The following is a 21,533-nucleotide window of genomic DNA, read 5'->3' as shown; positions in this document are numbered from 1 at the left end:
GTTGGGGGAAATATGAAAAAAATCGTATTGGTAGAGGATGACCTCAAGCTCTGCGAGCTGTTGGCGAACTACTTCAGGCAGCAGCAATTTGAGGTGGTGACCGTCTCTGACGGGCATCTGGCAACGGATACGATTATTCAGCATCAACCCGATCTTGTCGTGCTGGATCTAATGTTGCCCGGTGTCGACGGGCTGACGATTTGCAGAAATGTAAGACCTATGATTAACAGTAAAATCCTTATATTGACCGCGAGCGATGATGATATTGACCATGTGGCCGGACTGGAAATTGGCGCCGATGACTTCGTCAATAAGCCGATCAAACCAAGAGTGTTGCTGGCGCGTATTCGTATGCTGTTGCGCCGGGGCGAGGAAGAGCCGGTAGCAGCTGCTGACAACTCTTCGGTGGTAGGTAATCTATCAGAAAGTACAGCGACAGAATGCAGCCATGGTGGCTTGGATCTGAACTGCCTCCGCAAGTCATGCTCCCTTGATGACGAGACGATATGTTTGACGGATAGCGAATTTGACTTGTTGTGGCTACTGGCCTGTCGCCCGGACGAAGTGCTCTCTAGGGAGTTCTTGGTCAAGAGCACTCGGGGCATTGAGTACGACGGCCTGGATCGCACCATTGACAATAAAATTGTGTCGCTACGTAAAAAGCTCAAGGACAACCCGACACTGCCGCGAAAAATCATCACCGTGCGCGGCAAAGGTTATCTTTTTGTCCCCGACAGATGGTAAGAACACGCGATGAAGCGATTGTATTGCGAGTTTTTTATTGGTGTTTCGGTACTCTTTTTTCTCAGCATTTTGAGCTATGTCTATATAACCCAAGAGCTGATGCCTGATTACGAAGAGATTATCGAAGTTGATCGGATGCATAGCGTCATGGGGATTCTGGATGATGTTGCCCGTGACTTGGGTCAACACCGTGCCGATGAGCTGTTCACCAGGTACGCAGAAGAAAGTCATTTAAGTATTACGCCATATCAGTGGCAAAGCCCTGAACTAACGGCCGAGATCATCGACGACTTGAAACAGAGCCGAATTTACTGTGAAGATACATATAGCTTTTATGTTGTTTATGGTGATGCTCATCAGATTTACAGTATTTCCCCTGATCTATCGAAACCAATCTGGGAGCATCTCGATTTCGACGATACGTTGATGTGGCTATTTTTCTATTCAGGATTCGCTATCTATAGTGCCCTGATGCTAAAAGTACTATCCCGGCGGTTTAGGGTTCTGGAGCAGACCACATTGGCCTTTGCCGAGGGGGATTTTGCCATTAGAGCCTCGGAAAAGCCTGGTGATCGCTTGGGTCAACTCAATAACAGTTTTAACCAGATGGCGGACAAAATCTCCGCCTTGATAACCAGCCACAAGCAACTGACCAATGCGGTTGCCCACGAACTGCGTACACCGGTGTTTCGGGTGCAGTGCCAACTGGAAATGCTGGAAGACTCCGGGCTATCGTATGAGCAGCAGAGTTATGTTGCCGGTATTCATGATGATATGGCCGAGTTGGAGCAAATGATTGAAGAGCTGCTCTACTTCGCCAAGATGGAGCGAGCGGCGATCCCGCTGAATGTCACTTCAGGCCATGTCAGTACCTGGTTGGATAAACTGGTTTCGAGCTGTCAGAAAGATACCGACATCGCTATTGCTGTGGAGTGTTCCCACAAAGAGCGAGCCAGTGTCGATGTGTACCAGCTGACGCGCGCGGTGTCGAATATCGTCCGCAATGCATCCCGCTATGCCCAGCAGAAAATTGTTGTCAGGGTTTTTCGTTGTGAGCAAGCACTGCATATTCAAATCGATGATGATGGTATCGGGATCCCCGAAACCGAAAGAGAGCGCATTCTAGAGCCGTTTTACCGGGTCGGGACGGCAAGGGATCGTGAGTCGGGGGGGCATGGCCTCGGCTTGGCGATTGTGGCACAAATTGTGGCTCGTCATCAGGGCAAGCTCGAAATTGGCTCGAGTGATGCTGGTGGTGCGCGCTTTACGCTCATCTTGCCGCAAGCTCACCCGGAAGAAGACAAGGTAACGAGCCTAACAGAATAGCTGGTTTGGGTATTGCGATGTATGGCTTTGTATCGGTAGCGACAAATGCAGACAAGGGGCTGATACAAGGTAATAATAAAACGGCGTACATTTGTTGTCAGTTTTTTAATAAGTATCAGTGAATACACCTTGATAACACGATGTTCTTACCCCGTACCTTACAGAGAGATGCTCCGATGAATAAGCTCCTTATTGCCACGACGCTAGCGACATTACTTTCGGCCTGCGCCTATCAGCAAAAGCCGATTGTTGATATGACGAATGTTGACCAGGCACAGTATGATCAGGATTTCGCATACTGTCAGTCTTATGCCGAGAACGTGGATAAGGCCGAGTCAGCGAAAGTCGAGGCACAAAACGGTGCAGCTGCCGGTGCGGTTATCGGTGCTATTGCCGGTGGCCTTGAAGAAGGGATCGCGGGTGCGGCGGTTGGTGCAGTGGCCGGCGGTGCTGTTGGTGGTGGTGCCGGAGCGATAGGTGGCGCAACGGATGCGACGAAAGTGCAGGCCAAAGTACTCCGCCGCTGTCTGGATAACAGAGGCTACGTCGTGTATGACCTTGATAAGTAACTGATCAAAGCAGGCTATAGAGTAAACATTCTCCCTCAGGCTGACAAAAAGGGCTATATAACCAAAGCGTTGTATAGCCTTTTTTTGATGGCTCGGAACTAGGTGAGTATCGCAGTTACTTCGCAGCGCTTGCCGGTGGATGCCGCGATTTTGTCAAACTCGATGTCAAGCGCGGTGAGTGTGGTTAGCATGGCTTTAGTGAGTACCACGTTTTCAATCACAAAGCAGCCATGCTCCTCACAGCGCTTGTCAAAGCGGATGTGCTCGTCACCATGTGCACCGATCCCGTAGCTGTCAATCACGATAAAGGCCGGGGATTGCTGCAAAATGGCATCTAGCACAGTGGTATCAAGAGTCGTGTCCAAATCTCCGTAGTCTTTGTTGCCGTAACCATTTTTCTCAAGGTTGGCGGTGTATAGCACTAATGACTTGCCGGTAAGCGCCAGTGCCGTGATTTGCTCGATATTCGGCATCCGTTCTGAGCAGTCGATAATGACAGCCTCGGTGCTGTAGTGGTTCTGCTGCGGTACTTTGGTGTAGCAGTCGATATGGGTGCCAATGTGCCCTAGCGCGTTGACCGAATCCGAGTGCTGTTTGGCCCACTGGTAAGCCGGATGTTCTTCGTTGATTTCAAGACTAACGGGAATATGGAGTGTGGTTTGTGCCTTCATTTTGCTACCTCCCTTGAAGTGATGGCGTCAGTTTAGGGAGAAATAGATGTGGATATTACAAATATAAAGACTAAAAATATCAAAAATAAGACAGAGTGAAGGGGGCGACTGTCATTAACTTAACCATTAGTTATCCGATGGCAGGTAAGTTTTTAATTAGAATAGAATTAATGCTCATTTCCCGTTAACGTATAGCGATGCTTATCGTGGTTTTAGTTAAGGTTGTTAGGCTTTGAATCATTTCGATTATAACTTACTCAAAGTTTTTGAGGTTTTGCTTGAAGAGCAAAGTGTCACCGCTGCGGCATCGCGTTTGTACCTCAGCCAATCCGCCGTGAGTAAACAGCTGGCCAAGCTAAGAGAGACTTTTGATGACCAGTTGTTTGAGCGTACGGCCCACGGACTAAGGGCAACACCGAGGGCGATGCAACTAGCACCGCAGCTGCATCAGATTTTGCAGCAACTCGATCAGTTTACCCGCCCTGCAACGTTTGAGCCTGCGCTGAGCCAGCGCGAGTTCCGTATTGATTTGGTGGAAACGGCTTACTCGCTAACTTATCCCTTTTTCATGCCGGATCTACTGGCTCAGGCGCCGAATGTCAGCCTTAATAGCCAGACATGGAGTCATAGCAGTATCGATAGGTTGCTGCGCTGCGAAATTGATATGGCGATTTGCAGTCGGGAATGGGATGAGCGCTCACCAGTGCACATTAAAAACATTCCCTCAGACCTGAACTATGTCGAACTGGTGCGCGACTACCCGGTATGTTTAATCCGGAAAGAACACCCGCTTTTGCATGAAAAGTGGGACCTGTCGACTTTCCTTAAGTACCGCCATCTTCAGGTTACTTTTGGTGGTATCGAGCAGTGGCTGCTTGACGAAGTGCTGAATATTAAGCACTTGAAACGCGATATTGCCGTCAACATGACGGACTTTTACAGTGCCATGAGCCTGTGTGAGCAGAGCGATCTTATTCTCTGTGCGCCAGCAAGATATGCGGCCAAAATGGCCAAGCATTTTGAGTTGTACACCCTTGAGGTTCCCGTAGACGTGGTGCCGGGTGCCTATGTTTTGTTATGGAATAAACATTTTGAACTTGATCCCAGCCATCGCTGGTTGCGGGAATTGATTGCCAATAGCGTTAACGGTAATGACTAACTTTTTTGATGTTGTGTGCAACTTGATGGGTATCTGCTTGAAAGCGTTATGCATATCCAAGAAACTTGTAGTGGATGTACGGAAAAGCATTCAGGCACTGTTTATGACCACCGAGCCCCTTTTGGGAGCGCATTTTGCTTGCCATGAATATTGAACATTGTATTGGTACATCAATCGAAATTAATGTGATCAAGGGCACAATCATAAAGAGGATCCATAGAGGTTGCATATATTTATTTGTGAGCGAAATGTGGCATGCTAGCCGATTCTCGAAAACAGGTTGCTGAGTGTTTTTCCTAAGCCTAAAGAAATTCCTCATGTAGCCGAAGTAATACGGGTAAGATCGGTAGGGCCGTGATCCTTCCTCTGCTGTATTGAATGGATATTAAAAGGAACTGTAGTGATCCGCTTTCTTCAATTGTTATTGGCTTGCCTTGCTTTTGCCGCTATTGGTTTTTTTCTGTTGCAAGATGCCCCAACGGAGCAGCCGTCGAAGTATAAGTTTTTTGCGGCCAAGTATCAGCCGGAAAGCCAAGAGTACAAAGACTTGTATGCGCATTACTCAACATTGGAAGATGTTCCGATGCCTGTCGGCTCTTGGGAGGGATATAGTAGCAATGGTCATCACTTCCTATTGAAAGTGAATGAAAAGGGTGGCTTTGTTCTTTCTCTAAACCCCAATGCCAACGATACTTCCGAGGGTGCTGTGACCGGTGTACTGAATATTACCGGTCAGGCTTTCAGAGCCCACCATGTGATCGGTTCGGCAAAAAATATTATTCCCAAAAGTGGCCATATTGTAGTGAAGCAATATACCGTGAACCAAGTCTTGATAATCCATCCGCGCACCCTTGAGGTGGTCACGTTTAATCGAGTCGTTAGCTAGCCAACGCGACCAAATGTAGTATGGCTACCAATCCAGTCAGGCGGTTACGCATGGGCTGGTAGCCTTCCGGCTTCCCTTCTTTTTCAACTTGGCGGATTTTCATTTCCGCAAACCATACCGCAACAAATCCAAACAGTAGCACCAGAATCGATATCACGTAGGTTTCGGGCGAATGTAACAATACTCCCCAGGCAATTAGCGAGAATAGAATACTAAGGATCAACGCATTGCGGCTGAGCTTATGCTTGATGTGATCGATGGCATTTCCCCACAAAATCCCCGCTAAAAAACTCAAGATAACTGCACTGTAGGCAATAAACACTTTTTGGGCACTAAGGCCAAACAGGGTTTTGTCGGCCCAGATACAGATAATGCTGATAATAAAAGGTAGCAAGCCGAGGTAGGCAAGGCGTGACATGAGTTTGTCGGGTGATTGATCCATAGTGTTTTCCCTGAAAAGCATCGCTGAAAAAGTAGGCACTTTCAAAGCATAGCAGAGCATTACCGTTCTCAATTCCCTTCCTGAAAAGGGGGGCTAGGGTGGGTTAACATAGGTATTATTACGATCGATGCTAGTGGTCAGAGGCACTTATCTTGCGCAGATACGCACCCCATAATGGTGTATAGAAGCGATAAATTCTGACGAGTAAATATAGCGTCGTTACAACCGTTGAACAGACTGCCGCGGTTTTGATGCCGAGCCCCGCAACAACACCGACAGCCATCACGGCAAAGGAAATCAGTGTTACCCGCCAGATAGTTTCAATGTCATACGACACCCAGTAGGCAAAATTGGACGTGCCAAATCGGTACCTTAAAAAGATAAGACAAGCCAGATACAGTACCGGGAATAAGCTGATTAATGGGATAGGCCAGCCATAATACATGGTCGAGCCGACCAGCAGTTTTCCTGACACGGTATAAGACAGCGCCAGTGATTCGGTAAAATCGATTGGAATAACAAGAGAAAGCAGGTAAAGGCAGAGGCCGACAAAATAGCTGATGGATCCTGCAAAAATCACAAAGAACAGAGGCATGCCGACAAAGAGATGCGCAACAGGTGCAAGGGTAAGGAAGTGCATGAATAGCCTGGTAGCTTTAGACTTTTTATCCTTAGATACCTTAGCCTCAACCCTATTATTTTCAGGCATCTTACTCTTAGACATAGTGCCCTCCTTGAACGCTGATAAATGAGCGTTTTGTCGACCTTCATTGTCTCCTGTCATTGATAAAAGCGCGATTGACTCTATCTTTATTTTTGATTTTCATCATAGATTGGTTTTGTCTAAACAGAAGATGGTTTATGCATCTCTATGTAGTTCATGTTTAAAACTTGATGGATACCAAACTTTATCAATAAGTAATTGATATTAGCTGCTAATGACTTATTTGTGACTGCTAAATTGGTCATAATTGCATTGTTATCAATACACGCAATGAAAGCGTGATACGTGCAGTTATGAGGTATGCATGCGTAAGTTTGGTGAGATTGAAGGGATATCTCGGGGACAGATTTTTGCTAATCGAGCCGAGCTAGCAAAAGTTGGAATTCATCCACCCACACAAGCTGGAATAAGTGGTTCTAGTAAAGAAGGGGCTGATTCTATTGTGCTGTCTGGCGGTTATGAAGATGACCGAGATTACGGCGATAGAATTCTTTATACCGGCGCTGGTGGCAGAGATGAAAATACAGGCCGGCAAATAGCAGACCAACAACTAACTCGAACAAACCTTGCTCTTGCGAAAAGTAAACTTGACCAGTTACCTGTGCGCGTAACGAGAAGTCACAAGCATAAAAGTGAGTTTTCACCCAAAGAAGGCTACTGCTATGCGGGTCTTTACATGGTGGAAGATTATTGGCGTGAAAAAGGGATTTCAGGCCATTATATTTGGCACTACTCTTTAGTGTCTTGTGAACGGTTAGAGTCTAAGGAACAAACTGGTATTCGAGATAACTCGCCTGACTATAAAGAAACCGAAAGGAAAGCAGTTGTTGTTAATCGAATTATCCGGGACTCCACAAAAGCCAAAAGAGTTAAAGAGTGGCATCGCTATCAGTGCCAAGTCTGTGGCTTAGCACTTGAGACGAGCGCTGGTTTATATGCAGAGGCTGCGCATATTCAGCCTTTAGGTATGCCTCATAACGGCCCTGATGATGAGAGTAATATTTTGTGTTTGTGCCCAAATCATCACATCTTATTTGATAATGGTGGTTTCACGATTAATGAAGATCTGTCATTAAATGGAATTGATGGTGATTTAGTCACAACGAAAAAACATAAAATAAACCTTAACTTTGTTGCTTACCATCAGGCACATAATCAAAAGATTGATTAGATAATTAAACAGCAATATCTCTGATGTTGTCGTTTTTAAACCCCATAAGTTCCCGTTAGATACTGCAGAATATCTTTTGACTCAAACATCTCAGTATCGGTATTGGGATCGATAAGATAAGGCACCTGCACGTTGCCGTGTTGTTTGAAAAATTCATCCCGTTTGGTATTTGGCAGCGGTTTGTAGGCAGTAAGGCTCCAGTGGAAACTGGCTGGACCCATGTCGGAGAATTGCTGTTTGCCGAGGTTGACCAGGATATAAGTCAGCTCGAGCTCGCAGAGTCGTTCACGAACTGGGCGGGAGAACGGGCTGGATTCAAAGCTGAACAAGATTAACGGCAGGGCCGGTTGTTTCGATGGCTTTGCCTTGATGCCGGCACCTAATCGTATGCCTGTAGCCAAATTGGAGGTCAGGGCGCTTCTGAGTTTGCCAAGGCACGCCTTGGGTGGTTGTTGTGCTTTGTATTGGCTAAACAGGTAATGGATGATGTCTTCGGCTCCTTTGGTGATGTTGGAGCCATTGAGATCGACCAGCATAGGCGGGTTGATATTATCGAAAGCAGAATGGAATTTGGTGAGGTTCTGCCCGCCAACAGGGCAGGGGGCAATAACCACATCCAAGTTCAGCTCGGTGAGTACCTCGCGTACCAGGCGGCATTTCGGGCAGCCTTCCTGATCGAACAAGATAAGCATTTCTTCAGGCTGAGCGATGGTTTTACTGGCTGTTGTGCCGCGCCAGAATCGGTAGGTCGAAGCCAACGTTGATGTGGTGATATCCAGTAAATGGTTCATGTGCTCACCTGTTATTCGTAATGAGGTAGATGGAATGAATGCTTAATGTGAATGCTGACGCCTCTAAGACGTTACAGTAATTACATAGAGTGTTTAATCTAAAAAGCATCAAACGACTATTTTTCTCATTACGCCTTAATTTATCGCATTAAACTTCAATGTCATAAGTTTGTGATGAGGTTTGGCATTTGTTGTTTGGGTCTCTTAATCTCTTTCTGTCTCCTCTATCCAACTCCAGCGTCGTTGTACTTCACGCACTTTTTTACCGAGAATAATATTCCTAATATCTTCGACAAATTCTTCGATCATGTTGCCAAATTCGCCTTTTCGGCAGATCACAGCTAACTGACGGGTGATGCCGGGGGCTGGCAGCGGGTGGCATTCGAGCCTATCCAGTAGCTCAAATTGCCGTGCCAAAAAAGTTTGTGTGGATAGCGACCAGCCTAGGCCTTCAGCTACCATTCCCAGCACGTTGTCAGCACGATCGAGGGAGAACTGGCTCTGTGGCTTATAGTTGCGCCACCTTAGCCAGTTGTTGGTCTGGGTACCGGTCGGTGTCCAGTTTTCATAGGCGATATAGGGTTGGTTTTTGGCCAGCCAATGAATATCTTTCGCTTCCCAGTCTGCAGGGGTTACAACCACATATTGCTCGCTCAGTAGCGGGAACATGGCGAGTTCCTGCGGGATGTCCTGGTTGGTCATGGAAATGATGATATCGACCTTGCCAGATTGCAGCGATGCCAAGAGTTCCGGTGCAGTGCCGGTCATCTGATTGATGTGGGCCACCTTGGGTTGAAGGTATTTGAGCAACTCGATACCGGCGATCTGGGTAACGGAGTCGACCATGCCGATCCTCAGGTGGGGTAGCTTGCCTTTCTCAATCGAGTGCATCCAGTCTTGCAGCTTGCGCGATTCAGCTAATAGTTTGCCGCCCTGTTCGTACAGCTCTCTGCCTGCCAGCGTAAGCTTGATCGGGCGTTTGCTCCTGTCCAGCAGCTTGCAGTCCAGCACCTGCTCTAGGCTCTGCACCAGCTGTGAAACGGCCGACTGGGTTTGGTTGAGGTGCTGGGCAGCTTTGCTGAACGAGCCTGTTTCTACCACAGATATGAAAGTCCTGAGTTGGCGAAGGTCAAAGGCAACTGAATCCATATAAGGTCCATATTATAAGTTCAACTAATACTCTCCATTATATTCCCCACTGCTAGCCAAGTGCGGAGCTAGTTCAAATATTCCCGCCATTGCTTGAAATAAAATCCTCTGTATTAACGATAAACGTAGGATTTAGTGATGAGAAAAGAAACTGATGTATTAGGTGAGATGATGTTACCGGACGAGGCTTATTACGGTATCCAGACCGTACGGGCCCGCGATAACTTTGCGGTTTCTGGCCGTACGGCGGTAGATGTTCCTCATTACCTGTGGTCGGTCGCTGCGATTAAGCAGGCGGCGGCGAAGGCGAATTGCAAAATTGGTGCGCTGGACGAGAGGGTGGCAGCAGCGATTGTCCAGGCCTCGCAGGAGGTGATGGAAAACCGGTTTGATGATCAGTTTCCTATCGATATCTTTCAGGGCGGAGGCGGCACATCGACCAACATGAATGCCAACGAGGTGATTGCCAACCGTGCCAACGAAATCCTTACCGGCCACAAAGGCTACGAAGTGGTGCATCCCAATACCCATGTCAATATGGGGCAGTCGACCAACGATGTGATCCCGGCAGCGATGAAGATGACCTGCCGCCTGAACCTGCATCAGCTGATTGCGGAAGTGGCAGCTCTGGAGGCCATGCTGGATGAGAAGACCCAGGCTTTCGATCACGTCGTGAAGCTGGCCAGAACCTGTCTGCAGGATGCCGTACCAATCACCCTCGGCCAGCAGTTCAGTGGTTATCTGCATCAGGTGCGTCGCCTGCACCAGTCACTGAAAACGGCCAGCGAGCAGACGCTGGATTTACCATTGGGCGCGACGGCGGTCGGTACCGGATTGTCGACGCATGAAGGCTATCTGGAGCAGGTGTACGTCGAACTGCGCGATATTACCGGTGAGCAGTTTGTTGCCGAGGAGAATTTCTTCGACGGCCTGCAAAATGGCGATGCCTATCTTGAGGTGGCCGCCCAGCTCAAAAAGTTGGCGACGTTCCTGTCAAAAATGGCGACCGATTTTCGCATTCAGGGCAGTGGCCCGCGTGCCGGATTCAATGAGCTGTTCCTGCCTGCCGTTCAGCCGGGATCTTCCATTATGCCGGGCAAAATCAATCCGGTCATGCCGGAGCTGATCAACCAGCTCGCCTATCAGGTGATTGGCAACGATGTTGCCATCACCATGGCTGTCGAAGGCGGTGAACTGGATCTGAATGTCTGGGAACCGGTGATCATCAAGGCGCTGTTTGAATCCTGCACCCTGCTGACCAATGCGATTCCATTGTTTGTCGAAAAATGCCTGAAAGATCTGCTGCCTAATGAACCTGTGTGCCGTGAATATGCCGAGAAGAGTACCGCGCTGGCAACCGTGATTGCGACCCTGTTTGGTTACAAAGTGGGAAGTCGTATTGCAACCACGGCGTTTGCCCAGAATCTCAGCGTCCGTGAAGTGGTGTTGGCCGAGCAGCTATTGACTCCTGAGCAGGCTAACTATCTGCTGGATCCGATGGTAATGACCGATCCGAAGGTCAGTGCCGCCGCGGTGACCCGTTACCAGCAGGAGATGGCGGGTTCTATCGGTGCAGGCGAGCAGGTAAAACAGGTTGAGGAAACAGCATGAAGCTAGCCCCTTTATTAACGCAGATCGCACGTTGGTGCGTGAATCTTCGGTCGGATGAGGTGCCTGATGAAGTTATTCGGGTTGCCAAGACAGCTCTGACCGATTATGTCGCCGTCACCATCGCCGGAAGTGAGATGCCGGTAGCCCGTAAGCTCCAGCAGTTTGCCATGCAGCGTGCGCCGCAGGGCAGTTGTAGTGTGTTCGGCACCGGGCAGAAAACCAGTATGGCTTATGCCACCTATGCCAATGGTGCGGCTTCTCATGCGCTTGATTTTGATGATGTCAGCTGGGCGACTATCGGTCACCCGACCGTGACTGTTGCGCCAGTTGCTTTTGCGGCTGCCGAGGAAAGTAAGCTGGGTGGTGATAGTGTCCTGCTCGCCTATATCGCAGGCGTTGAGGCTCAGCACCAGATTGCAAAATGGATGATGCCGCAGCTTTCGGAGCAAGGTTGGCATACTACGCCGGCCATCGGGGTGTTCGGTGCGACGGTTGCTGCCGGGGTCTTGCTTGAACTCGACGAAGAGACCTTGACCCATGCGTTAGCGATTGCCGCATCCTCGGCTTCCGGCGTACGTGGGAATTTTGGCAGTCAGACCAAGGCGATGCATGCTGGACTCGCCGCCTTTAATGGGGTTAACGCCGCTGAACTCGCGATGCTGGGGGTAACAGGCCAGGCCAACGTGATAGAAGCCGCTGATGGCTTTGCCCAGTGTTTTACCAGTATCTCTTCACTGGAAGGGGCCGAAGTGACACTCGGCAGGCAATGGGATTTGCTGGAAAACGGTTTGGTGTTCAAGCAATACCCGTGCTGCAGCGGCAGTCACCCTGCGATTGACTGTTGGGATGCACTGCTTAAAGAGAACCCGTTGGAAGCCAAGGATATCGAGTATTTGCAGGTTGGTGCCAGTCTGCTCGGGCCGCGTGAGCTGGTGTGCAATCATCCGCAAAATGCCATCGAGGCCAAGTTTTCGATGCAGTATGCCTTAGCTGCCCGTCTGATCCATGGCGCGGTCGGACTTGCCGAGTTTACCGATGAGGCGGTGCGCGATCCCCGTGTTCAGGCGCTGATGCCGAAGATCCAGATGCGGGTCGATCCCGAGCTTGAAAAACTGGGCTTCATCGGCACTGCGCCGGTCAAGATCCGGGTGCACTTGAAAAGCGGTGAAATGCTGAGTATCGAAAACGATCTTGCCAAGGGGAACCCACAAAAGCCGTTGTCTGAGGCGGAAGTCGCCAAGAAATTTACCGCTTGTGTGATGCCAAAGGTTGGCGAGCACAAGTGTCAATGTTGGCTGAGGGTATTGGCCAATTTTGAAGCTACAACCTTTGCAGAACTCAATCAACTTTTGAATTTATAACAACAACTCCGAGTTTATAACGGAAGAGAAACGAGGTATCCAATGATTATTATTCAAACGTGTCTGTTGCTAGGGGCCATTATTCTGGCCGCCCGTCTAGGCGGGATTGGTGTTGGTCTAGCCGGTGGTCTCGGGATGGCGATTGCCGTTTTTGGTCTTGGCCTGCCGCCGGGCAGTATTCCGGTATCGGTTATTCTGATCATTATGTCGGTGATCCTGGCGCTGTCGGTTATGCAGCAGGCCGGAGGTATGGGCTATATGGTTAACTGTGCCGAGAAAATGCTGCGTAACCATCCCAAGTACATCAATATCCTGGCTCCGGCGACGACTTTTGTACTGACGACGCTGGCCGGTACGGGCTATACCGCGATGTCGGTGTTGAACGTGATCCAGCAGGTGGCCAAGGAAAATGGCGTGCGCCCCAGCCAACCGCTGAGCTCGGCAGTTGTCGCCTCCCAGATTGCCATTACTGCTTCCCCTATCTCGGCGGCAACCGCTGCGATGTATGTGGTGGTTGAGCAAATGGGCGTGAGTTTTGGTACCGCGCTGAGTGTGATCATGCCGTCTGCTTTGTTCGGGACCATTGTCGCTGCGTTTATTGCCAGCCGTCAGGGCTGCGAGCTGAAAGATGATCCGATTTTCAAGGAGCGCGTCGAGAAAGGGCTGGTTAATTTCACGCCGGAAGAGCAGAAAAATCTTGAGCCGACTCTCGAGGCCAAGCGTTCGGTATGGCTGTTCCTCGGTGGGGTGTTGTTCATTGTTGCCTTACTGTTGTTCAAACCGCTGCTTGGCCATACATTGGGATCGCGCGATATCATCGTTATCGTGATGCTGCTGACTAGCTTTGTTATGGCGATGGTGTGCAAGGTGCAGCTTACCTCAATTAAGAAGGCACCGATTTTTGCAGACGGAGCTGAAAGCCTGATTGTGATCCTTGGTATTGTCTGGCTGAGCTCGACCATTATCGGTGTGCATATTCCTGAGATCAAAACGCTGGCCGGGGATGTGCTGAGCGAGTATCCGGCGCTGCTGGCCGTGGTGTTCTTCGGTACGTCCGCATTGTTGTTCAGTCAGGGGGCGACCAGTGCGCTGCTGGTGCCTATCGCGGCGTCACTGAATGTGGATCCTGCCACGATTCTGGCCAGCTTTGTTGCGGTGAGCGCGCTGTACATGACCAACATCTATCCGACCACGGCGTTTGCTATTGCCACGGATGATACCGGTTCTTTCCTTAGCAATAAGTGGAATGGCTCCTATATCGTCAACCATCCGTTTTTTCTGCCAGGGATGCTGGGGATCGTTGCTGCTGTACCGTTCGGTTTTGTGCTGGCTAACCTTTTTGTCTAACCGGAACGCAACTTAACTTAGCAATGATGCTTGCTATGGTTATTGAAGCCCCCCCTTTGGAAATACTCCTATGTAAATTCCATAGTGGGGCTTTGTTGTGTTTGTCGAGGTTGCGATATGCCTTTATCATCACAAATATCAATAGTTGTGTGAGGCCAACTCATTACCAGTTGATACCGCGCATAACTTTGATGAATTCATTCGATTACAGTGACGGCCTGAGAGCCATGTTAATACCAAACTGAACAATTGCCTGAACCGGCTTTGTTTTGCTTTATGGGTAAAACAAAGTTGATTCATATCGCTTACCCTTAGCGACAGAATAAAAATGATGAATAACCGCAATACAACAAATCTAGCGCAGCTCCGCCAGCTTGATCTGGCTCAGTTCAAAAGTAATAGCCAGACGATTCAACCCGGAGATGTGTTTGTGTGCCGTCAGGGACCGAACTGGGACAGCCATAAATCGATCGACGAAGCCATTGGCAGAGGGGCGGTTGGCGTTATTGCCAATAAACCACTCGAGCTGGATGTGCCTTGCATTCTGACGCCAAGCTTTAGCAGCAGTGTCAGCCTTATCAACCAGTATTATCAGTACCCACAGGATAAGCTGGTACAAATCGGGGTGACGGGCACTAATGGCAAAACCACGGTGGCCTACTGTCTAAACGCTTTGTTAAACCGCCAGTTCAAGTCGGCCTATACTGGTACCTTGGGCTGTCAGTTTAGCGATGAACAAGTCGAACTGGACAATACCACACCGGATGCAATTAGCCTGCTGAATTTATTCCATGCCATGGAGCAGTCCGGGGTGACCCATAATGTGATGGAAGTCAGCAGCCATGCGTTGTCACAAGATAGAGTCAGCATTGTCGATTTTGACGTGGTGGTGATCACCAATATCGGCAGTGACCACCTCGATTATCACAGGAGCCGGGATGACTATATTCAGGCTAAGCTGAGGTTGATTGACCGCCTCAAGCCCGGCGGTATTGCAGTGATTAACTTAGATGACGAGCTGGCATTGGCGATGATCGAGCGCTGCCGGAGCAAGGCGAGGGTAGTCACTTTCAGCATGGCTGATCCCGGAGCCGATATTTTTGCTTCTGAGATCACTTCGTCATGTCATGGTGGACAGTTTAGGCTGATCTATCAGGGACAGGACCTAGCGGTGAGAACTGCCCTGCCATTTACGTTCAATATCGAAAACTCTCTCGCAGTGCTGGCAATGCTGACGGCAATAGATATCGAGATATCAATCGCTGTCGATATGCTTGCCACCATGGAGCATGCTCCCGGGCGCAGCGAGGTCTATATGATGGAGAACGGCGCGACCGCGATCATCGACTATGCCCATAATTACGATAGCCTGCTCAACCTGCTGGAGAATGTACAGCGCCATAGCTGCGGGCGGATCTATACCGTGATTGGCGTAACGGGGGATCGGTTGGCTGATGCGGCAGCGATTGGCGAACTGTGCAGCGACCGATCCGATCATGTGTTTTTTACTACCGACAACCCGCAGGGTGTCTGCCAAGAGAAGCTGTTTGCCGCAATGACCAGCCAGGTATCCAAGGACAACACCAGTTCTGATCATAACCGGCAGAATATTATCGAGCAGGCAGTGTCTTGCCTGATGCCTGAAGATGTGTTGCTGCTGTGTGGCAAAGGGCCGGAGAAACACCAGTACATCAGTAGCAATAAAAACGATCCACAGCCGTATATCGGCGATTTTGCTGCACTGATGCAGGCCGGCGGGATGCGTTTCCCTAACGGCCAGCTACAGGTGGAAGCGGCAATAGCGTAAGGCGCTGCGGTGTGGAGGCAACCGGATCGTTCGTCTTTGACCTGTTCGGTTGCCTCCTGTCTGTTATTCGTATTTACAATGTAAACCACAACTAACTCAAAGAGGGTTGCAAAGAGTGGCCCCGTACCCGTTATCGCTTTTAGGTTGAATATTGCAGTGGCTAGACGCAATAAATGGTACAAACAGATTAATCACCGGATCCCAGTCAATGTGGTGGACATGAAATGAAGAATAGAAAGAAACAAAAGCCAGCATCCTGGCAGCAGATTGCCACTGCTCTTATGTATGGTGTTACCGTGTTAGTGATTGGGGCTTTTTTTAGTCAACACTTCTTCTGAGTGTCGCACCTTGCTCTTATCACCTAATTACCGAAGATGGCAGATTAGGTGATTTGAATTGCTGCAAGGTGCGACTGAGATTGTCGCCTGAATCAGTGGCGGCGTTTATCATAACTGGCTGCTGTTTCGTCACCCAATTAGCTTGTAAGATGAAGGGTGCGGCGAATTTTTCTGCATCGCTCCTTGTTGAGAGGATCTGAAAGATAAATTCCCTTCTGCTCTGCTTTATTTCTGTAAATAAGCGCCTTGGCTCGGTCTCCAGTATCTAGCCGCTCGTATTCTTTTAATGTTCTGATCCCCAGCAGGTTGTATTTGCCTTCATTTGCGGAGTCTATCTTTTTGCAGTATTGCATGGCACCCGCATTTGCGCCTAGCTTGGCGGCATCGCTAAAGATTTTTGCGTGGGCTGGGAGTGCACTGAACAGTGCAATAGAGGCGGCGGCTAGCAGTGATAATCGTTTCATGGGGTATTCTCCGGTTTGTTTTATCCCCACTGTACTGATGCGAATGTGGCTGTTTTTACCAATTGACGACACTAGGAGTGTTCCTTAACGATGTTCATCGCCATTTCGTTTGCTCTTACGAATTAGGGATCAATAACGATGGTGCAAATAATTAAGGGGTCCCAGGTAAGATGGTTGCTTTGTGTTCTGGTGGCGCGAAATGATAAATAAAGCATGCTGGAACCTTTAACTTATGGCTGTAGACAAAATCATTAACCAAAGAGGTACGCCATGTCTCATCAGTTTAACCAGTACAGCAAGCTGCTGAATCGTTCACTTTCTCATGCCGTTGATTATTTGGGAGCTTTGCCGGAAAGGCCAATCGACAAGCAGGTTAGCTCTCAATCACTACGCCAGGTGGTCGGCGGTAGTCTGCCGCAGCAACCGAGTAATCCGGAGCAGGTGCTGGATGATCTGGTGGCCAATGTTGAAAGTGGCCTGATTGGTTCAGGCGGTCCACGTTATTTCGGCTACGCCATCGGTGGCTCCTTCCCGGTAGCCTTGGCTGCAGACTGGTTGGTCAGTGCCTGGGATCAGAACGTACCTTATTATGTTTCCAGCCCGGGTACTTCGGTTATTGAGGAGACAGCAGCTGAGTGGATGCTGGAGCTGCTTGGCCTTTCTGAAACCGCTGGGGTGGGCTTTACCTCCGGAGCCCAGGAAGCGATTTATACTGCACTGATCACTGCCCGTAACAGTCTGCTGCAAAAAGCGGATTGGGATGTTGCCAAGCAAGGGCTATACGGTGCTCCACGAATCAATGTGATTGTAAGTGATCAAATCCACTCAACGATCAAACGTGCCTTGTCGATGATCGGTGTTGGCCTTGAAGATATTCGTACTGTTCCGACGGATGAAAACCTCCGTATCATTCCGGACACGCTACCTCAAATCTTGGCTGAATGTGATGGCCCAACTCTAGTCTGTGCCCAGGCTGGCTGTATTGACTCAGGTGCATTTGACCCGTTTGATGAAATTGCTGATTGTGTTGAAGCTCATCCGAACGCATGGCTACATGTCGATGGCGCTATTGGCCTCTGGGCTGGTGCAAGTGACAGCCAGAAACACTTATTGAAAGGTATCGAACGAGTTGACTCAATCGATACAGATGGTCACAAGTGGTTCAACATGCCATATGACAGTGGAATGGTGATTGTTAAAGATGCTTCACTGCTTGCAACAGCGATGGGCGGTAGCAATATGGGTGATTACCTGAATGATGCAATGGCTAAGCCGGACCGTAATGCGATTAACTTTGGCATCTCCGCATCACGCCGCGCTCGTGGTGTACCTGTATACGCCGCTATCAAGTCATTGGGTAAAGAAGGCATCGAACAGCACCTAGATACATGTTGTGCGCTAGCGGCCCGTATGGCTGATAAGTTGTGCCATGTTGATGGTGTGACGATTCTTAATGATGTGGTTTCAAACCGCTTCTCTGCTCAGTTTGGTAAGGGTGATGATGAGTACCGAAATGATCTAACAGAACGTGTTGTTCACCGTCTACAGAAAGGTGGCTTCTGCTACCCGTCAACATCAGGTTACAAAGGCCTTAAGACAATGCTGTTCTCAGTGCTTAACTGTCATACTTCAGAGCAAGATATTGACTTGTCTGCAGAAAAGATTATCGAAGCCTATCACATTGAATTAGATCTATCTCGGGAAGCAGAAGTCCAGCCTGCTTAATATCAAATACTTCTCTAAATAATGAAAGGGTCTGCATTTGCAGTAATACCGCTCGCCTCCGGCGAGCGGTTTTGTTTTTATAAGGTTAGCTGAACCGCTTTATATAGCACTTAGCCATAACTCCTTATAGAGCCCATCTCGCTATTGGCTATCTCAAGATAACGGTATTGTTCAACAGGCTCTGTCTGGTATCGGAACCCTCGTGCAAATTTAGGTGGCTATTATGGCAGCATCGTTAATCGTCGCTGTCTGCCAGTGTTCTGGGCCGGAAGCGCTTGCGGTAGTCTTTGGGCGGAAAGCCCGTCAGTTTTTTGAATGCCCGTGAGAAGTGGGCAATATCGGCATAGCCCAGCTCTGAGGCGATATCGGTTAGTGAGTATTGCTTGTTTTCCATCATTTGGCAGGCAGTTGCCAGCATGATGTTTTCTCTTATGTTCTTGAAGCTGGTGTTTTCCGCTGACAGGCGGCGCTGCAGGGTACGGGGGGTGGTATTAAGCAAAGCGGCGGCCTGTTGAATAGACAGGGCTTGCCGGGACAGGTAAGGGGCCAGGGCCAGATAGACTGTTTCGACATAGCTCAGAGGTTTTGGGTTATTGGTTTGCTTGGAGGGCGGGGTGAAACTGGCCGGCAGGTTGAAGGGCATGGCCAGTATTTCGTTGGACAGCTCGACGGCAGCCAGACTGCGGTTGGTATAGATCACGGGTTTGGGGCTGTGCAGCATCGCGACTAGCTTGTCGGCATTTGGCGACTGGACAGCAATGCAGTTTGGTTGCCACCGGGTTTTGCTGGTAAAGCGAATAAATTCGATCAGGAACAGGATGGCAAAAACCTCTGCCCACAAGAAGCCTTCGGACACCTCTTTTTCTTTGTGGCGGCAGAACCATGGGATGCCGTTGAAATACTCGATGCTGATCTTGGCGGTCGGGGAGTCGTGCCGCACCGCTGTTCGCATCTGCTCTATGGCCTCGCCAATCGTTTCTGGGCTATGCAAATGCCTGAGCATTTTCGGAATAAAGTATTCACGGATGGTGGTTCGGAGCAAATCGCCATAATGATCAGGGTCTGCCTTTTCGGCCATCATGGCCAGCAGGTGTTTGATTGGGGTTTCCGGAACAAATTCATGGCGTGATTGCAGGATATCTTCGGGTAATCCCGCGGTTTTGAGGAGCGGGTAGATATCTGCCTCGAAATGTTTGAGCATTTCAATTAGGGTTGCGGCATGGGCTGTTTTGATCAGCGGGACCAGTTGGCCTTGGTTCATTCCTTTTGCTCCGCGGGTATGGTTAAGTTCGAAGGTATTATACCGGTTTAGCGGACTGCATCCCTGCAGTATAGGGGGATTATTACATTTATGTATTCAGGCCTGGGGGGGCTTGCTGTACTTCTTTAGGAGAACGGCGAAAGATGCTGATTACAGCTTCGACTGTGTAGTAACCACAGATAGCCGTAAAACTCAGCGCGATGAGGTTTTCCCCCATCGAGCCCGATGCACCAATCATTTCAAACAGCTCATCACCGAACTTTCTGACATACTCTAGCGCCCATTTGTACACCAGATATAAATTGGTAAGGGCAATAAAGACCAGACAAGCCTTGCTGAAGGGGGTCAGCAGGAAATGTTTGATTTTGGCCCAGATGCTTTTCATCTTTATTTCTCGCTGCGATGTTGGGTTGCTTGTTGAGCAGGGGGAGTATAAAAAATGGGCAGAATGATATTTATCATTTAACGCCACAGCCATCACTTAGCTTACTTTCCTGCTGGCCAGCACCTTGTCTACCCGGTTGCCATCGAGGGTGATAACTTCAAAACGCCATCCTTGCCATTCGGTGCTGTCGCCGATACGCGGCAGGCCACTGATCAGCCACATCATCATGCCGCTGAGGGTGTGGTAGCCGCCTTTTTCTTCCTCGGGAATGCTTTTTAATTCCAACATGTCCTTGAGCACCATGATGGGGATCAGTCCGTCGAACAGCCAGGTTCCGTCTTCATTTTGTACTGACCACAGATCTTCTGGATCGCTGGTGTTGAATTCGCCGACCAGTGCCTCTAATAAGTCCAGCGCTGTTACTACACCTTGAATGTCACCGTATTCATCGACCACGAATACCATCGGATCGCCAGAAGCCCGAAACATTTCCAATAATTGGGTTCCTGTCCAATTTTCCGGGACATAAACGGCAGCCAGCAGTGAGTCGGCAATATCGTCTATTTTTCCGTTAAGTTGTTGCTGTAATAGTTGTTTGGCAGAAATAACACCTTGTACGTTTTCAAACCCTCCCTTGCAGACGGGGAAATAGGAATGTTCTGAGCCAAGTAGCTTTTCCAGATTAGCTTTAATGGGGTGTTCGATATCGAGGTAAACAATTTCGCTGCGCGGGGTCATCAGAGAAACCATTTTGCGATCATCGAAGCGGAACACGTTACGCACCATATCATGCTCTTGTTTTTCGATAACGCCGGTCTGGGTGCCTTCGGCCAGCACGGCCTGTATATCTTCCTCGGTGATGTTGGCGCTGCCGAGCTCCTTTTTACCCAGTAGGCGTAAAATCATATCGGTGGATAACGACAACAGGAAAACAAAAGGTTTTGAAACCATTGCCAGCAGGGAAATCGGACGTGCCATTAGCCGAGCAATGCCTTCGGCATTGAACTGGGCAAGTCGTTTGGGTACGAGTTCGCCAACAACGATGGAGGCATAGGTGATGGAAATAACCACGATAGCGGTTGCACTGGCCGAACTGATTTTTTCATTAAGCCCGATACTCTGAAGCCATGTGGCAAGCGGATCTGCCAATGCGGCTTCACCGAAGATACCGTTTAACAGTCCGATAGCGGTGATACCGATTTGGACGGTTGAGAGAAATTGGGTCGGCTCCTCCCCTAGTCTGATGGCGCTGGCTGCCGCTTGGTCACCGTCCTCAGCCAGTTTTTGCAGGCGGCTCTTGCGTGCCGTAACCAGAGCAATCTCAGACATGGCAAATACGCCATTGAGCAAAATCAGCGCGGTAAGTATGGCAATATCCAAGTTGCTTCTCCTGATAGCTATTAACCAGCCTAAATCAACACTTATGTTACAAGGTACTGGGCTGATAAGAATGTTATCTACCTAGAAAAATAGCGAGCCGAGGGTGACTCTGTAAAGATCTGGAGAGGCGGCAATGTGGCGAAGAATTAAGGACTATCCGTGCATACCTATTGCGTAATAGCCAGCGGCACGGCTTGCTTCAGTGATTAGTCTGAGGAGCTT

General features: G+C 49.2%; 20 protein-coding genes. 11 read left to right on the top strand and 9 right to left on the bottom strand.

The window, feature by feature from the left end:
* Positions 1 to 12 precede the first annotated feature (12 nt).
* From MD588_RS08930 to MD588_RS08920, 3 genes are all read left to right on the top strand, one after another.
* Complete coding sequence (locus MD588_RS08930; RefSeq protein WP_265696761.1) at positions 13 to 744, top strand: response regulator; 732 nt, start codon at positions 13 to 15, stop codon at positions 742 to 744.
* Positions 745 to 753: 9 nt separating this feature from the next.
* Positions 754 to 2,070 (top strand): ATP-binding protein, encoded by a 1,317-nt coding sequence (locus MD588_RS08925; protein WP_265696759.1) that lies wholly within the window; start codon positions 754 to 756, stop codon positions 2,068 to 2,070.
* Positions 2,071 to 2,246: 176 nt separating this feature from the next.
* Positions 2,247 to 2,639 (top strand): glycine zipper family protein, encoded by a 393-nt coding sequence (locus MD588_RS08920; RefSeq protein WP_265696757.1) that lies wholly within the window; start codon positions 2,247 to 2,249, stop codon positions 2,637 to 2,639.
* A 98-nt stretch (positions 2,640 to 2,737) separates the two neighbouring features.
* On the opposite strand, the gene MD588_RS08915 is transcribed toward MD588_RS08920, so the two are convergent.
* Entirely contained in the window at positions 2,738 to 3,310 is a 573-nt protein-coding gene (locus MD588_RS08915) for a cyclase family protein (RefSeq protein ID WP_265696755.1), read from the bottom strand.
* Positions 3,311 to 3,542: 232 nt separating this feature from the next.
* Between MD588_RS08915 and MD588_RS08910 the strand changes: the two genes are divergently transcribed.
* Positions 3,543 to 4,469, top strand: coding sequence for a LysR family transcriptional regulator (locus MD588_RS08910; RefSeq protein ID WP_265696754.1), 927 nt, complete (start codon positions 3,543 to 3,545; stop codon positions 4,467 to 4,469).
* Between the two features lie 400 nt (positions 4,470 to 4,869).
* Entirely contained in the window at positions 4,870 to 5,355 is a 486-nt protein-coding gene (locus MD588_RS08905) for a hypothetical protein (protein ID WP_265696752.1), read from the top strand.
* On the opposite strand, the gene MD588_RS08900 is transcribed toward MD588_RS08905, so the two are convergent.
* Positions 5,348 to 5,797 (bottom strand): DUF3429 domain-containing protein, encoded by a 450-nt coding sequence (locus tag MD588_RS08900; RefSeq protein ID WP_265696751.1) that lies wholly within the window; start codon positions 5,795 to 5,797, stop codon positions 5,348 to 5,350. The two genes, MD588_RS08905 and MD588_RS08900, sit on opposite strands and share 8 nt — an antisense overlap.
* A gap of 130 nt (positions 5,798 to 5,927) precedes the next feature.
* The gene (locus MD588_RS08895) at positions 5,928 to 6,521 is read right to left on the bottom strand and encodes a hypothetical protein (RefSeq protein WP_265696750.1); all 594 of its coding nucleotides are present in this window, start codon (positions 6,519 to 6,521) and stop codon (positions 5,928 to 5,930) included.
* Between the two features lie 304 nt (positions 6,522 to 6,825).
* Here MD588_RS08895 and MD588_RS08890 point away from each other — a divergent pair, with 304 nt between their 5' ends.
* Positions 6,826 to 7,692: a YDG/SRA domain-containing protein gene (locus tag MD588_RS08890; protein WP_265696749.1), complete on the top strand. Its 867-nt coding sequence runs from the start codon at positions 6,826 to 6,828 to the stop codon at positions 7,690 to 7,692.
* A gap of 35 nt (positions 7,693 to 7,727) precedes the next feature.
* On the opposite strand, the gene MD588_RS08885 is transcribed toward MD588_RS08890, so the two are convergent.
* The gene (locus MD588_RS08885) at positions 7,728 to 8,483 is read right to left on the bottom strand and encodes a glutathione S-transferase N-terminal domain-containing protein (RefSeq protein WP_265696748.1); all 756 of its coding nucleotides are present in this window, start codon (positions 8,481 to 8,483) and stop codon (positions 7,728 to 7,730) included.
* A gap of 204 nt (positions 8,484 to 8,687) precedes the next feature.
* Complete coding sequence (locus MD588_RS08880) at positions 8,688 to 9,632, bottom strand: LysR family transcriptional regulator (RefSeq protein WP_265696747.1); 945 nt, start codon at positions 9,630 to 9,632, stop codon at positions 8,688 to 8,690.
* A 138-nt stretch (positions 9,633 to 9,770) separates the two neighbouring features.
* Here MD588_RS08880 and MD588_RS08875 point away from each other — a divergent pair, with 138 nt between their 5' ends.
* From MD588_RS08875 to MD588_RS08860, 4 genes are all read left to right on the top strand, one after another.
* Positions 9,771 to 11,243, top strand: coding sequence for an aspartate ammonia-lyase (locus MD588_RS08875; protein ID WP_265696746.1), 1,473 nt, complete (start codon positions 9,771 to 9,773; stop codon positions 11,241 to 11,243).
* Complete coding sequence (locus tag MD588_RS08870) at positions 11,240 to 12,604, top strand: MmgE/PrpD family protein (protein ID WP_265696745.1); 1,365 nt, start codon at positions 11,240 to 11,242, stop codon at positions 12,602 to 12,604. The genes MD588_RS08875 and MD588_RS08870 overlap by 4 nt, the downstream gene beginning before the upstream one ends.
* 42 nt (positions 12,605 to 12,646) lie before the next feature.
* On the top strand, positions 12,647 to 13,951 hold the full coding sequence (locus MD588_RS08865; RefSeq protein WP_265696744.1) for an anaerobic C4-dicarboxylate transporter: 1,305 nt from the start codon (positions 12,647 to 12,649) through the stop codon (positions 13,949 to 13,951).
* A gap of 328 nt (positions 13,952 to 14,279) precedes the next feature.
* Positions 14,280 to 15,758, top strand: a complete 1,479-nt coding sequence (locus MD588_RS08860; protein ID WP_265696743.1) for a Mur ligase family protein — start codon at positions 14,280 to 14,282, stop codon at positions 15,756 to 15,758.
* 475 nt (positions 15,759 to 16,233) lie between these two features.
* Here MD588_RS08860 and MD588_RS08855 read toward each other — a convergent pair whose 3' ends face one another.
* The gene (locus MD588_RS08855; protein ID WP_265696742.1) at positions 16,234 to 16,632 is read right to left on the bottom strand and encodes a hypothetical protein; all 399 of its coding nucleotides are present in this window, start codon (positions 16,630 to 16,632) and stop codon (positions 16,234 to 16,236) included.
* Between the two features lie 198 nt (positions 16,633 to 16,830).
* Here MD588_RS08855 and MD588_RS08850 point away from each other — a divergent pair, with 198 nt between their 5' ends.
* Entirely contained in the window at positions 16,831 to 18,285 is a 1,455-nt protein-coding gene (locus MD588_RS08850) for a pyridoxal phosphate-dependent decarboxylase family protein (RefSeq protein WP_265696740.1), read from the top strand.
* Positions 18,286 to 18,520: 235 nt separating this feature from the next.
* Here the strand turns inward: MD588_RS08850 and MD588_RS08845 are convergent, their stop codons facing one another.
* The 3 genes from MD588_RS08845 to MD588_RS08835 all read right to left on the bottom strand — a co-directional run bounded on the left by MD588_RS08845 (position 18,521) and on the right by MD588_RS08835 (position 21,311).
* The gene (locus MD588_RS08845) at positions 18,521 to 19,546 is read right to left on the bottom strand and encodes a helix-turn-helix domain-containing protein (protein ID WP_265696739.1); all 1,026 of its coding nucleotides are present in this window, start codon (positions 19,544 to 19,546) and stop codon (positions 18,521 to 18,523) included.
* A gap of 88 nt (positions 19,547 to 19,634) precedes the next feature.
* Positions 19,635 to 19,931 (bottom strand): hypothetical protein, encoded by a 297-nt coding sequence (locus MD588_RS08840; RefSeq protein WP_265696738.1) that lies wholly within the window; start codon positions 19,929 to 19,931, stop codon positions 19,635 to 19,637.
* 96 nt (positions 19,932 to 20,027) lie between these two features.
* Entirely contained in the window at positions 20,028 to 21,311 is a 1,284-nt protein-coding gene (locus MD588_RS08835; protein ID WP_265696737.1) for a hemolysin family protein, read from the bottom strand.
* Between the last annotated feature and the right edge of the window lie 222 nt (positions 21,312 to 21,533).

This window comes from Photobacterium obscurum, from assembly GCF_026191635.1.
Taxonomy (GTDB): Bacteria; Pseudomonadota; Gammaproteobacteria; order Enterobacterales; family Vibrionaceae; genus Photobacterium; species Photobacterium obscurum.
This window is presented reverse-complemented; position numbering and strand designations above follow the sequence as displayed.

Bases quoted from the DNA above. Each gene is read 5' to 3' on its own strand.
- MD588_RS08850 (WP_265696740.1), top strand. From the start codon at position 16,831: ATGTCTCATCAGTTTAACCAGTACAGCAAGCTGCTGAATCGTTCACTT.
- MD588_RS08865 (WP_265696744.1), top strand. From the start codon at position 12,647: ATGATTATTATTCAAACGTGTCTGTTGCTAGGGGCCATTATTCTGGCC.
- MD588_RS08920 (WP_265696757.1), top strand. From the start codon at position 2,247: ATGAATAAGCTCCTTATTGCCACGACGCTAGCGACATTACTTTCGGCC.
- MD588_RS08885 (WP_265696748.1), bottom strand. From the start codon at position 8,483: ATGAACCATTTACTGGATATCACCACATCAACGTTGGCTTCGACCTAC.
- MD588_RS08880 (WP_265696747.1), bottom strand. From the start codon at position 9,632: ATGGATTCAGTTGCCTTTGACCTTCGCCAACTCAGGACTTTCATATCT.
- MD588_RS08915 (WP_265696755.1), bottom strand. From the start codon at position 3,310: ATGAAGGCACAAACCACACTCCATATTCCCGTTAGTCTTGAAATCAAC.
- MD588_RS08875 (WP_265696746.1), top strand. From the start codon at position 9,771: ATGAGAAAAGAAACTGATGTATTAGGTGAGATGATGTTACCGGACGAG.
- MD588_RS08930 (WP_265696761.1), top strand. From the start codon at position 13: ATGAAAAAAATCGTATTGGTAGAGGATGACCTCAAGCTCTGCGAGCTG.
- MD588_RS08895 (WP_265696750.1), bottom strand. From the start codon at position 6,521: ATGTCTAAGAGTAAGATGCCTGAAAATAATAGGGTTGAGGCTAAGGTA.
- MD588_RS08840 (WP_265696738.1), bottom strand. From the start codon at position 19,931: ATGAAAAGCATCTGGGCCAAAATCAAACATTTCCTGCTGACCCCCTTC.
- MD588_RS08870 (WP_265696745.1), top strand. From the start codon at position 11,240: ATGAAGCTAGCCCCTTTATTAACGCAGATCGCACGTTGGTGCGTGAAT.
- MD588_RS08860 (WP_265696743.1), top strand. From the start codon at position 14,280: ATGATGAATAACCGCAATACAACAAATCTAGCGCAGCTCCGCCAGCTT.
- MD588_RS08925 (WP_265696759.1), top strand. From the start codon at position 754: ATGAAGCGATTGTATTGCGAGTTTTTTATTGGTGTTTCGGTACTCTTT.
- MD588_RS08900 (WP_265696751.1), bottom strand. From the start codon at position 5,797: ATGGATCAATCACCCGACAAACTCATGTCACGCCTTGCCTACCTCGGC.
- MD588_RS08845 (WP_265696739.1), bottom strand. From the start codon at position 19,546: ATGAACCAAGGCCAACTGGTCCCGCTGATCAAAACAGCCCATGCCGCA.
- MD588_RS08890 (WP_265696749.1), top strand. From the start codon at position 6,826: ATGCGTAAGTTTGGTGAGATTGAAGGGATATCTCGGGGACAGATTTTT.